Genomic DNA, 11,748 nt, shown 5'->3' on the forward strand with positions numbered 1-11,748 from the left:
GGACAATGCGAGTTCTGATCGCGGGTGCGAGCGGACTGATCGGTACCTCCCTGACCAAGCGGCTCCGTGCGTCAGGGCACGAGGTGGTCCGGCTCGTGCGCCGGGAAGAGCGGGCCGCCGACGAACGCCGCTGGGATCCCCCGGCCGGGGAAATCGCCGACGGCGCGCTCGACGGCGTCGACGCCGTGGTGAACCTCGCCGGCGCGCCGCTGCTGCCCGGACGCTGGAGCGCGGCCCGCAAACAGGTCCTGCTCGACAGCCGGGTCGAACCGACGGAAGTGCTCGCCGAAGCCGTCGCCGAACACGGGATCCCGGTACTGGTCAACGCCTCCGCCGTCGGCTACTACGGCGACCCCGGTCCGTCCCTTGTGGACGAAAGCAGCCCGGTGGGACGCGGTTTCCTCGCCGAACTCTGCACCGCGTGGGAAGGCGCCACCGAGACCGCGGCCACCGCGGGCGCCCGAGTCGTGCGCGTCCGCACCGGTCTGGTCCTCGCCCGCAAGGGTGGACTTCTCGACGTCCTGCGGCCGCTGTTCCGGTTGGGACTCGGCGGGAAACTCGGCGACGGCAAGCAGTACATGCCGTGGATCTCGCTCGACGACGAGGTCGGGGCGATCGTTTTCGCACTGGAGAACGACTCGCTGTCCGGCGCGGTGAACCTCAGCGGACCGCAGCCCGCCACGAACGCGGCGTTCACGAAGGCGCTCGGCCGGGCCGTGCACCGGCCGGCGTTCTGGCAGGTCCCCGGTTTCGCGATGAAGATCGCCCTCGGTCAGGCGGCCGAGGAGATGGCGCTGTTCGGGCAGCGCGCCCTGCCCCGCGCGCTGGAGGAGGCGGGCTACCCGTTCCGCCACCCGACCCTCGAGGACGCGCTGGCCGCCGCGACATGACCCTGCAACGCGGTCTGTACTTCCTCGCCGGAGTCCTGCTGCTCATCGGCTTCGTCACCCTCGGGCTGCTCGTCGACGACCGGCCACCGCCGGTGGACGTCGCCCTCGCCGACGCGTTCCGCGGGCAGTACACCCGGCCCGCCGGGCAGGTGGCGGAGCTGATCACGAACGTCCTCGGCCCGGTCCTGCCGTTCGCGCTGGGCGCGGTGCTGGTGGTGATCGCCTGGCGCCGCCGGGACCTGACCGTGTTGTGCGTCAAACTGGCCGTCGTCCTGTTGCTGTGCCGTCTGACCAGCCTGATCGCCAAACCGCTGTTCTACCGGGAACGGCCCCGCGAATTCCCCGATCTGAGTTACCCGAGCGGGCATGTCGTGGCGGTCGCCTGCACCGGGTTCGTCGCGGTGCTGTTGTGCGCGTGGACCCGCCCGCGCCTGGCCCGCCTGGCGATCGCGATCGCCGTCGCGGCGACGGTGATCGGCGCGCTCTGCCGGGTCGTGCTGGGTGTGCACTGGCTGACCGACACGGCGGGATCCGTACTCGCCGTGGGCGGTGTCGGCCTGATTTCGGCGACCGGACTGGGCCTGCTGCCCCGGCCGGGGGATCCGGCGTAGTGTCGCGGGCGTGAGCTCTTCGACCACGTCATGCCGTGCCGCCAGCGAGCCCGTCGACGTCCGCGAGATCGGGACGATCGACTACACCGAGGCCTGGGAACTCCAGCGCCGGCACGTGACGGCCCGCGCCGACGGCGACGGCCCGGACACCATGTTGCTGCTGGAGCACCCGTCGGTCTACACCGCGGGCAAGCGCACCGAAGCCGAGGACCGGCCGACCGACGGCACCCCGGTGCTCGACGTCGACCGCGGCGGCAAGATCACCTGGCACGGGCCCGGCCAGCTGGTCGGCTACCCGATCATCAAACTCGCCGACCCGATCGACGTCGTGCACTACGTGCGGCGTCTCGAAGAGGCCTTGATCACCGTCTGCGACCAGCTCGGCGTGCACACCGGCCGGGTCGAGGGCCGCAGCGGTGTCTGGATCCCCGCCGACGATCGCGGCGTGGAGCGGAAGATCGCCGCGATCGGCATCCGCGTCCAGCGCGGCGTGACCATGCACGGTTTCGAGCTGAACTGCAATCCCGACCTGGGCGCCTTCGACAAGATCGTCCCGTGCGGCATCCGGGACGCGGGCGTGACGTCGCTGTCCTACGAACTCGACCGCGAGGTCACCGTGGCGTCGGTCCTGCCGATGGCGCGCGAAGCCGTCCTCGCCGCACTGGAGGGCGACCTCCCGGTGAACGACGAGCGCTGGCTGCCGCGTGCCGAGGCGCCCGCCGCCCCTGGTGTCACTTTCGCTTTGCAGAACTAGTTTTTGTGCCACCCTTCCCGGTAGGGCTGCGGAAACACCGCGGTCCCACTGGGAGGAAACATGCGCAAATTCGCGCACGCCGTCGCGGTCGTGGCCGCTGTCGGCGGAATGCTGGCCGCACCCGGCGTCGCGTCGGCGGCACCCCCGAGCTGCTGGACCGAGACCAACGGCTCGACCTGGGCCGCCGGCTTCTGTCCGGAGGGGACCTACAAGGTCGTCGTCCAGTACTGCCGTCCGAACTGTCACCGGGAAGAGGGTTACCCGGCCACCAACGGCAGGCCTTCGGGGATCTCCTTCAGCCCCGGCGGCTCCATCGCCAGCGTGGACGTCGAATACGTCTAGAAATCCGTGAAGGCCTCCTTCCCTACCTTGAGCGTAGGGAAGGAGGCCTTCACGGCATTCCGGTTCAGTCCAGCTGAGGAGCGACCTCGGCGGCGATCAGGTCGACCTGGTCCAGATCCGAGAGATCCAGCAGCTGCAGGTAGAGCCGGGTGATCCCGGTCTTCTCCCGCCACTGCCCGATCTTCTCGACGACCTCGGACGGCGTCCCCGCGAGCCCGTTCTCACGCAGCTCGGAAACCTCACGCCCGATCACCGAAGCGCGCTTCGCCACCTCGGCCTCGTCGCGGCCCACGGCGACGACGAGCGCGACCGAGCGCAGGATCTCCTTGGGGTCGCGCCCGATCTCGCGGGCGGCGTCGTCGACACGGCCGAACTGCTCGACCGCGAAGTCCGGCCCCACGAACGGCAGGTTGAACTCGTCCGCATAGCGGGCGGCGAGCGCCGGGGTGCGCTTCTTGCCGCCGCCACCGATGATCACCGGCGGCCGGGGCCGCTGAGCGGGCTTCGGCAGGCCGGGCGACTCGACGAGCTGGTAGTGCTCGCCGTCGTAGGAGAACGTCTCGCCTTCCGGCGTCTCCCACAGCCCGGTGACGACCGCGAGCTGCTCGGCGTAGCGGTCGAAGCGCTCCTTCATCGGCGGCAGGTCGAGGCCGTAGGCGGTGTGCTCGTCGTCGTACCAGCCCGAGCCGATGCCGAGCTCGACGCGGCCGCCGGACATCTGGTCCACCTGGGCGACCGAGATCGCGAGCACCGAAGGGTGCCGGAAGGTGGCGGCGGTGACGAGGGTGCCCAGCCGCACCCGGCTGGTCTCACGGGCGAGACCCGCGAGGGTGATCCACGCGTCGGTCGGCCCCGGCAGACCGGTCGCCGAACCCATCTTCAGGTAGTGGTCACTGCGGAAGAAGGCGTCGTAACCCGCGTCCTCGGTGGCCTTGGCCACCCGGAGCAAGTCTTCGTAGCCGGCCCCCTGCTGGGGCTCGGTAAAGATCCTGAGGTCCACGAAGGCCACCATATAGAGGAGGCCGTCAGCTCGCTTTCCCGTGTTCGGCGGGCGGAACACGGCGGAATCCGACGAGCAGCCGCACCAGGACCTCTTCGACCTGGGCGCTGACCTTCTTCGGCTCCGGCGAACTCGCGATCTCGATCGCGGCGCTCGACAGCGCGCCGAACAGCAGCCGCGCGGTGACGTCCACCGGGACGTCGTCGACCTCGCCGACCTCGATGAGCGACTGGATCCCGGTGCGGACCAGGCCGAAACTGCACCGTTCTTCGGCCTCGCGCCACCGTTCCCAGCCCATCACCACCGGGGCCTCGTGGATCGCGATCCGCTGGTACGCCGGGTCGAGACAGCTCTGCAGGAAACCGCGCAGCCCGGCGAGCGCACGCTCCCACGGCGAGTCCGGGCCGTTCATGATCTTTTCGAGCCTGTCGAAGACCTGGCTCTCTACGGTGTCGAAGGCAGCCTCGAAAAGCGCCTGCTTGCCACTGAAATGGTGGTAGAGCGCGCCCTTCGTCACCCTGGCCCGCTTGGCGATCTCGTCGAGAGACGTGCCGGCGTATCCGCGTTTGGTGAACAGCTCCACGGCACTCTCGACGAGTGCCGACCGGGTGGACTCGGAATAGTCCAGCCGCCTTGACCTCATTGTCGCCACCTTCACAACTTTACGCCGCCGGCCCCGCACCATACTCATGGTATGTTGGCTGCTGTCAGGTCCGTACCGGGAGTATGCCGCAAACCTGCGGTATGAACCGGGTCACGGAGGGGAGCCCACATCATGAGCTGGAACGACTTCTACCAGCGGCGCGACATCCTCGAAGCCGCACTCCGACAGGCGGGTCACCACCCGTCCGAGGCGATTTCACTTGAAGAAATCCCTGGCGCCACCCAGTACTTCGCGACCGAAGAAGAGCTTCTGGTCGCGCTTCGGTACAAGTGGAACCAGGTGTTCGCCGGCCACCTGCGCGCCGAGACGACCGATCCGGACTACGCCGATCAGGATCTCGCGCTCGACAGGGTCGAAGCCGTCACCCGCGCCTGGAACAGCGCCACTGCCGAACACGAGACCCTCCGCGCCGTTCTCGACGCGGCCCTCGAACGGTGCCCCGCGCTGATCCCGTCCCACGAAGCCGAACTGCGCACTCTCGCGCTGACGGCGGGACTGGCCGACGGCAAGGAACCGGCCGGGGAGATCACCCAGGTCGGCAGCGCTTTCGCGACCCTGCTCCGGCACGGCCGTCACGCGAAGCCCGCCCGCCGCCGCAGCCCGATGGGACACCTGCTCCGGTTGCTCGCGCCGAGCGCGTGATCCGGCCTGGCGGGGCCACCGCCGATGTAGTTAGGTGACCGACATGGCTGCTCACGCGCGCTGGACCGAGGCCGACATCCCTGATCAGACCGGGCGGACCGTCTTCGTCACCGGCGCGAACTCGGGACTGGGGCTGCGGACCGCCGAGGTGCTCGCGGGCAAGGGTGCCCGCGTGCTGCTCGGCTGCCGGTCGCCGGAGCGCGGCGCCAAGGCGCTGGAGCAGGTCCGCGCGGCCGCGACCGGGGAAGCACCCGGGCTCGTCCGCCTGGATCTCGCCGACCTCGAGTCGGTCCGCGAAGCCGCGAAGAAGGTCCAGGAGCTGTCGGACCGCAAGCTCGACCTCCTGGTCAACAACGCGGGCGTGATGGCGACCCCGCGCGGCCACACCAAGGACGGCTTCGAGACCCAGTTCGGCACGAACCATCTCGGGCACGCGGTGCTGACCTGGCTGCTGATGCCGTCCCTGCGCGGCGGCTCGGGAGCGCGGGTCGTGACCCTGTCGAGCGTCGCGGCGACAGGCGCGCGCATCGACGTCGCCGACCCCAACTTCGAGCGCCGGATGTACAACCCGGGCTCGGCCTACGGCCAGTCGAAACTCTCCAATCAGGTGTTCGCGCTCGAACTCGACCGCAGGCTGCGCGCCGCGGGCGAGGATGTCATCAGCGTGGCGGCGCACCCCGGCTACACGTGGACCGGCCTCGGTTCGGGGATGGCCCGCTCGTACCGCAACCCGGTGGTGCGCGCGCTCGTCGGCGCGGGCAACCGGATCGGCGAGATCTTCATCGCGCAGAACGCCCGTCAGGGCACGCTCCCGCAGTTGTTCGCGGCAACCTCCCCCGAGGTCCGGGGCGGCGATTACATCGGTCCTCGCGGGCTCGGCGGGCTTCGCGGCGCCCCGGTCAAGGTGCGCCCTTTGCCCGCCGCGAGGAGCGAATCGCTCGGTGCCGCGTTGTGGGACGTGAGCACCAAGTTGACGGGCGTCACCCCCGACCCCGCGTGAGCGGCGACCACTACTGCGGCGAGCGTAGGGTGACGGGGTGAGTGCTGCCCCAGATGGCCGCAAGCTGTTGCGGCTCGAGGTCCGGAATTCCCAGACTCCCATCGAAAAGAAGCCGTCTTGGATCAAGACGCGCGCCCGGATGGGACCGGAGTTCACCGAACTCAAAGGCCTGGTGCGCCGCGAAGGCCTCCACACCGTCTGCGAAGAAGCCGGTTGTCCCAACATCTACGAATGCTGGGAAGACCGTGAGGCCACCTTCCTGATCGGTGGCGACCAGTGCACGCGGCGCTGTGACTTCTGCCAGATCGACACCGGCAAACCCGCCGAGCTGGACCGCACCGAGCCCCGCAAGGTCGCCGAGAGCGTCCAGGCGATGGGCCTGCGCTACTCCACGGTGACCGGCGTCGCCCGTGACGATCTCGATGACGGCGGCGCGTGGCTGTACGCGGAGACCGTCCGCCAGATCCACGCGCTGAACCCCGGCACCGGCGTCGAGCTGCTGATCCCGGACTTCAACGCCGACCCCGACCAGCTCGCCGAAGTCTTCGGCTCGCGTCCCGAGGTGCTCGCGCACAACGTCGAGACCGTGCCGCGGATCTTCAAGCGCATCCGCCCCGGCTTCCGCTACGCGCGGTCGCTGGAAGTCATCACCCGTGCTCGCGAAGCCGGCCTGGTGACGAAGTCGAACCTCATCCTCGGCATGGGCGAGACCCCCGACGAGGTCGCGCCCGCGATGAAGGACCTGGTCGACGCGGGCTGCGAGATCCTCACGATCACCCAGTACCTGCGTCCCTCGCCGCGGCACCACCCCGTCGACCGCTGGGTCAAGCCGGAGGAGTTCGTCGAGCACTCCAACGCCGCCGAGGCCATGGGCTTCGCCGGTGTGATGGCGGGGCCGCTGGTCCGGTCCTCGTACCGCGCCGGGCGTCTCTTCGCGCAGACAAAGGCTCGCCGCGGCGAAGCGCTGTCGGAGAACCTGGCCCACCTCGCCGCCGAAGGGACCGCCGCCCAGGAAGCCAGTTCGCTGCTGGCTCGGTGACTCCGGTCACCCTCGCCGCGACCTCGCCACCCGAAAGGTCACAGATCAGTAATGTGACCTGGTGGCGTTGGTAACGGATCTTCTCAATTGGCTGCAGGGACTCCCCGAACCGGGACTGGTCGCGGCGACCGGCGGACTGGTGTTCGCCGAATGCACCATCGGGCTCGGCTTCATCGCGCCCGGCGAATCGGGGCTGCTGGTCGCGGCCACGACGGCGACGTCGGTCTCCCGCTTCCTGACCCTGTGGGCGGTCGTGACGGTCTGCGCCGCGCTGGGCGACTCGCTCGGCTACGCGATCGGCAAACGGTTCGGCCCGCGCCTGCGCGAGACGAAGCTGATCCGCAAGTACGGCCTCGACGCCTGGGACAAAGCGACGGGCGTGCTCGAACGGCGAGGCGCGTGGGCGGTGTTCTTCGCGCGGTTCCTCCCGGTGATCCGCACGCTGACCCCGGCGGCGTCCGGCACCTCGGGCCTGCCGTTCCGCAAGTTCCTGCCGGCCGCCGCGGCCGGTGCGGCCTGCTGGTCGGCGATCCACATCGGCATCGGCGCCGCCCTCGGTGAGGCCGCGAAGAAGGTCGAAGGCGTGCTGAACACCGGCGGCCTGGCCATCGTCGGCGTGCTCGTCGGCGTCGCCGTGTTCTTCCTGCTGCGCTACAAGAAGAAGAAAGCGCTCGGTGTCACAGCCGAAGAAGCCACCCCGGCGAAGGTCGGCGCGGAGGACTAGATTCCGGGCATGGCCGCCCTGAACCTGCCCCAGCCGATCGGTTTCGTCCTCGGCGGTGGAGGCAGCCTCGGCGCCATGCAGGTCGGGATGCTGCAGGCGCTCTCGGAAGCGGACGTCGCCCCGGACCTCGTCGTCGGCACCTCGGTGGGTTCCCTGAACGCCGCCGTCCTCGCGCTCGGGGACGAATCGGGTGACCGGCTGAACCGGATCTGGTCGCGGATGACGCGGCACGAGGCGTTCCCCGGCGGCGTGCTCAGCCAGGTGCGGACCCTGCGGCACAGCAAGACCAACCTGTTCCCCAACACCGGTCTCGCCGCGATCGTCGACGAGCACATCGGCGAGGGCGTCCGGTTCGAGGACCTCGCGCTGCCGCTGGGCGTCGTCGCGACGGACGTCGACACCGCCGAGCCGCTGCTCATCCGCTCAGGGCCCGTTCTGGCGCCGCTGCTGGCCAGCTGCGCGATCCCGGGGATCTATCCGCCGGTGCCGTTCGGGGACCGCATGCTCTACGACGGCGGTCTGGTCGCCAACGTGCCGATGCGCCAGGCGCTCGCGATGGGCGCGAAGTCGCTCGTCGTCCTCGACTGCGCCTTCCCCGGCAAAATGCCCGGCACCCCGCAGACCTTCGCCGAGGTGATGATGTTCACCGCGATGATCAGCATGCGGAACCAGGCCGTGCTGGAGGCGCCGATCGCCGCGGCCGAAGTGCCCGTGGTCTACGTGCCGGGACCGAAGCCGGTGCGGGTCAGCCCGCTGGACTTCAGTCACACCACGACTTTGACCGCCGAGGCCTACGACGCCGCGAAGACCTATTTGGGTGAATTGAGCGTGGATGGCCCTGGTCTTTATGGTGCGCCAGGTCTCGTCGTGGGCTGACGAGCAACCATCCGGCATCGATCGCGTCTTCGTCTTCGCGTACTTTTGAAAAAGGACCTTTCCGCTGATCGAGCGACGTACTGGTTATATTTTAAAGAGAGAACTATATGTTTCCCAAGAAGACATTACTTTCGACGGCCGGAATACTCGCCGCGATACTGCTGATCTCGGCCTGTTCGTCCTCGGGCGGGAACGGTCCCGCGAATTCGACCGGTACCAGTGCCGAATCGGGCGAAAGCCCGGTCTCGGTGACCATCGATCCGGCGGGCGGGACCGACGTCAATCCGGCGACCCCGGTGGTGGTCAAGGCCGAGCACGGCAAACTGACCGACGTCACGGTCAGCAACGCCGACAAGGGCAAGCAGGTCAAGGGCGAACTGGCGGGCGACGGGCTCAGCTGGAAGACCGTCGAGCCGCTCGGCTACGGCAGCACCTACAAGATCGTGGCGCATGCCCAGGGCACCGACGGAAAGCCCGTGGAGCAGCAGAGCAGGGTGTCCACCCTGAGCCCTAAGCAGCAGGCGAACCCGAACCTGATCCCGGCGCCCTCGGCGGTCGCGTCCGGCGGGGTCGGCGTCGGGCAGCCGATCGTGTTCGCGTTCGGCCAGCCGGTGAAGAACAAGGCCGACGTGGAGAAGAAGCTGTCGGTGGAGTCCACTCCGAAGCAGGAGGGCTCCTGGTACTGGATCGACGACAAGAACGTCCATTACCGCCCGAAGGTGTACTGGCAGCCGGGGACGACGCTCAAGGTGTCGGCGATGATCTACGGCGTCGATTTCGGCAATGGCGTCTACGGCGCGACCGACCGCACCGAAACGTACAAGGTGCACGATTCCTGGGTCGCGAAGGCCGACGGCAACACCGAACAGATGCAGATCTTCCACAACGGCCAGCTGGCGAAATCGATGCCCATTTCCATGGGCAAGGACGCGACGCCGACGCATTTGGGCGCGCACGTCATTTCGGACAAACACGAGAATTACACGATGGACTCGTGCACCTACGGCGTCTGCCAAGGTCAGCCGGGGTACTACAAGGCCAACGAGAAATGGTCGCTGCGCATCTCCAACGACGGCGAGTTCGTCCACGAGAACCCGAACAGCGTCGGCGCGCAGGGCAGCTCGAACGTGTCGCACGGCTGCATCAACCTCAACGCCGCCAACGCCCAGTGGTTCTACCAGAACATGGGGCTCGGCGACGTCGTCGAGGTGACCAACTCGGGCGGCCCGCAGCTGCCGGTCTGGGACCTCTACGGCGACTGGTCGAAGTCGTGGGCGGATTGGCAGGCGGGCAGCGCCGTCAAGTAGGGGCATGATGGGCCGGTGACCACCACCGGCCCCGATGCCGCACTGAGCAAGGCCCGCACGCTCGTGGCCGGCGCCGGCCGGATCGTCGCACTGACCGGCGCCGGGATCTCCACGGATTCGGGCATCCCCGACTTCCGGGGCCCTCAAGGCCTGTGGACCCGCGACCCGGCCGCGGAGAAGATGTCGAACCTCCAGGCATACCGAGGCAGTCGCGAAGTCCGGGAACGGACCTGGCAGGCGCGGCTGGTGCACCCCGGCTGGGATGCAGTGCCGAACGCCGCGCACTACGCGCTCGAACGCCTGTCGCCGACGCACATCGTCACCCAGAACATCGACCGCCTGCATCAGAAGGCTGGTTCTCCGCCGGAGCAGGTGCTGGAACTGCACGGGACGATGTTCGAGTCCGCCTGCCTGTCCTGTGACGATCACCGGGACATGCGCGCGACCCTGGAGCGCGTCCGGGCTGGCGAGACCGATCCGCCCTGCCTGGAGTGCGGCGGCATCCTGAAGTCCGCCACGATCTCGTTCGGCCAGCACCTGGATCAGACCCTGCTCCGGGCCGCGCGTGCCGCTGTCTCCGGGAGTGATCTCTTACTGGTGGCAGGGTCTTCGCTGAGCGTGCAGCCGGCCGCCTCGCTGGTGAGCGTCGCTTCACGGGCTGGGGCTGACGTGGTGATCTTCAACGGCTCCGAGACGCCGTATGACTCGATGGCGACCGCGGTCGTCCGCGGCCCGCTCGGTGAGACGCTCCCGGCCCTCACTGCTTCGGGCCACGTCTCGTGAGTGGGTCAGGATGCGGCTGACGGAAGGTCCATGATGCCGGTGGCTTGCGACCAGGCACAACGCCACGTGCCGCCGGCATTCGTGTAGACGTCGGTGTGCCAGGCCTCGTGCCGCGGGATGTCCGCGCCGTCGACGGTGAGTTCGATAAAGCACCGGTAGCGGAGGACGACGACGTCGGTGCCGACGATGGCGTCCACGTCGCCGGTCAGCTCCAGTTCCTGGTAGGCGACCCGCCCGGTGGTGAGGAGATCCAGGTACTCGGCCTTCGTCCACACGGTGCCGGTCGGGTTGCACAACCGGTACTCCGCGGCGTGCAGGCGGTCGTAGGTGCCGCGATCCACGTCGAGGAGACATTGGATCCGATCCTGCTCGGCCTTGATCACTTGGCCGGCCACATCGTCGGTCATCCCCGCTCCTGTTCGCTCGATCGGTTCTGTCGGCGACACATGCGCCATCTGTGCCGGTGCCAACTCCTTGAGCATGGCCGTCGGCTTCACGGTATCGGGGACCAGGAGTACGTCACGTGACCGCATGAGGCGAGAGCCTCGTGAGCGGTAAAGGCGGTTAGAACACGAATCGCCACTCACGAGGCTGCGCGCGAGGGTGTCGTTTCCGCTGTCGGTGGGCCGAAGGGGCCTTTCGCCTCGTGTCGCAAGTACGTGAAGGGGTCCTTTCGGTCTAGTCGGAGGTATGTGAAGGCCCCCTTCCTTGCGTTAGACGCAGTGAAGGGGGCCTTCATGTACTTCCCGCGGGCCAGGGCCACGTGCGAGGACCGCCTGCGGATCTCGTGAGTGGTAAGGGCGGTTAGAACCGTCTTTGCCGCTCACGAGGCTGTGGGTCGGGTGGGTCGTGAGTGGCGTTTCGGGTTAGAACCCGAATTGTCACTCACGACCACCCTGGCCGACAGCGCTCTGCAGGTGGGTACTGAAAAAGGGTCCAGGCCCCGGGAGAACTCGTGGTTCTCGACCGGGGCCTGGACCCTTTTCTTCTTTAATGTTAGTCCGGCGGTGTCCTACTCTCCCACAACCCTTCGGTTGCAGTACCATCGGCGCTGTCAGGCTTAGCTTCCGGGTTCGGAATGGGACCGGGCGTTTCCCTGACGCTATAACCACCGAA

14 protein-coding genes and 1 rRNA gene are annotated in these 11,748 nt (G+C 68.3%); 11 read left to right on the forward strand and 4 right to left on the reverse strand.

All coding sequences use genetic code 11. The features are described 5' to 3' along the window. The first annotated feature begins 5 nt into the window (after window positions 1-5). The 4 genes from BKN51_RS22680 to BKN51_RS22695 are packed head-to-tail and all read left to right on the forward strand — an operon-like array spanning window position 6 to window position 2,597. The gene (locus BKN51_RS22680) at window positions 6-890 is read left to right on the forward strand and encodes a TIGR01777 family oxidoreductase (RefSeq protein WP_101609524.1); all 885 of its coding nucleotides are present in this window, start codon (window positions 6-8) and stop codon (window positions 888-890) included. Then, complete coding sequence (locus BKN51_RS22685) at window positions 887-1,501, forward strand: phosphatase PAP2 family protein (protein ID WP_101609525.1); 615 nt, start codon at window positions 887-889, stop codon at window positions 1,499-1,501. The genes BKN51_RS22680 and BKN51_RS22685 overlap by 4 nt, the downstream gene beginning before the upstream one ends. A gap of 10 nt (window positions 1,502-1,511) precedes the next feature. After that, window positions 1,512-2,255 (forward strand): lipoyl(octanoyl) transferase LipB, encoded by a 744-nt coding sequence (gene lipB, locus BKN51_RS22690; protein ID WP_101609526.1) that lies wholly within the window; start codon window positions 1,512-1,514, stop codon window positions 2,253-2,255. 60 nt (window positions 2,256-2,315) lie between these two features. Further along, window positions 2,316-2,597, forward strand: coding sequence for a hypothetical protein (locus tag BKN51_RS22695; RefSeq protein ID WP_101609527.1), 282 nt, complete (start codon window positions 2,316-2,318; stop codon window positions 2,595-2,597). Between the two features lie 64 nt (window positions 2,598-2,661). On the opposite strand, the gene BKN51_RS22700 is transcribed toward BKN51_RS22695, so the two are convergent. Next, window positions 2,662-3,597, reverse strand: a complete 936-nt coding sequence (locus tag BKN51_RS22700; protein ID WP_101613397.1) for an LLM class F420-dependent oxidoreductase — start codon at window positions 3,595-3,597, stop codon at window positions 2,662-2,664. 25 nt (window positions 3,598-3,622) lie between these two features. After that, the gene (locus tag BKN51_RS22705; protein WP_093938700.1) at window positions 3,623-4,240 is read right to left on the reverse strand and encodes a TetR/AcrR family transcriptional regulator; all 618 of its coding nucleotides are present in this window, start codon (window positions 4,238-4,240) and stop codon (window positions 3,623-3,625) included. A 132-nt stretch (window positions 4,241-4,372) separates the two neighbouring features. On the opposite strand from BKN51_RS22705, the gene BKN51_RS22710 reads away from it, so the two are divergent. From BKN51_RS22710 to BKN51_RS22740, 7 genes are all read left to right on the forward strand, one after another. Then, window positions 4,373-4,903: a hypothetical protein gene (locus BKN51_RS22710; protein WP_101609528.1), complete on the forward strand. Its 531-nt coding sequence runs from the start codon at window positions 4,373-4,375 to the stop codon at window positions 4,901-4,903. A 43-nt stretch (window positions 4,904-4,946) separates the two neighbouring features. After that, window positions 4,947-5,903 (forward strand): oxidoreductase, encoded by a 957-nt coding sequence (locus tag BKN51_RS22715; RefSeq protein ID WP_101609529.1) that lies wholly within the window; start codon window positions 4,947-4,949, stop codon window positions 5,901-5,903. Between the two features lie 37 nt (window positions 5,904-5,940). Then, window positions 5,941-6,942 (forward strand): lipoyl synthase, encoded by a 1,002-nt coding sequence (gene lipA / locus BKN51_RS22720; protein ID WP_101609530.1) that lies wholly within the window; start codon window positions 5,941-5,943, stop codon window positions 6,940-6,942. A 61-nt stretch (window positions 6,943-7,003) separates the two neighbouring features. Further along, window positions 7,004-7,666, forward strand: coding sequence for a DedA family protein (locus tag BKN51_RS22725; RefSeq protein ID WP_101609531.1), 663 nt, complete (start codon window positions 7,004-7,006; stop codon window positions 7,664-7,666). A gap of 9 nt (window positions 7,667-7,675) precedes the next feature. Beyond that, window positions 7,676-8,542 (forward strand): patatin-like phospholipase family protein, encoded by an 867-nt coding sequence (locus BKN51_RS22730; RefSeq protein WP_101609532.1) that lies wholly within the window; start codon window positions 7,676-7,678, stop codon window positions 8,540-8,542. Window positions 8,543-8,649: 107 nt separating this feature from the next. Then, the gene (locus BKN51_RS22735; protein ID WP_101609533.1) at window positions 8,650-9,849 is read left to right on the forward strand and encodes an Ig-like domain-containing protein; all 1,200 of its coding nucleotides are present in this window, start codon (window positions 8,650-8,652) and stop codon (window positions 9,847-9,849) included. A 15-nt stretch (window positions 9,850-9,864) separates the two neighbouring features. Continuing rightward, a complete protein-coding gene (locus BKN51_RS22740) occupies window positions 9,865-10,632 on the forward strand; it encodes an SIR2 family NAD-dependent protein deacylase (protein WP_233223742.1) in 768 nt (255 codons plus the stop codon). A gap of 5 nt (window positions 10,633-10,637) precedes the next feature. Here BKN51_RS22740 and BKN51_RS22745 read toward each other — a convergent pair whose 3' ends face one another. Both BKN51_RS22745 and rrf read right to left on the reverse strand, forming a co-directional pair. Beyond that, on the reverse strand, window positions 10,638-11,039 hold the full coding sequence (locus BKN51_RS22745) for a nuclear transport factor 2 family protein (protein WP_101613399.1): 402 nt from the start codon (window positions 11,037-11,039) through the stop codon (window positions 10,638-10,640). A gap of 592 nt (window positions 11,040-11,631) precedes the next feature. Beyond that, window positions 11,632-11,748, reverse strand: a 5S ribosomal RNA gene (gene rrf, locus BKN51_RS22750).

This window comes from Amycolatopsis sp. BJA-103, from assembly GCF_002849735.1.
In the GTDB taxonomy this organism is placed as follows: Bacteria; Actinomycetota; Actinomycetes; order Mycobacteriales; family Pseudonocardiaceae; genus Amycolatopsis.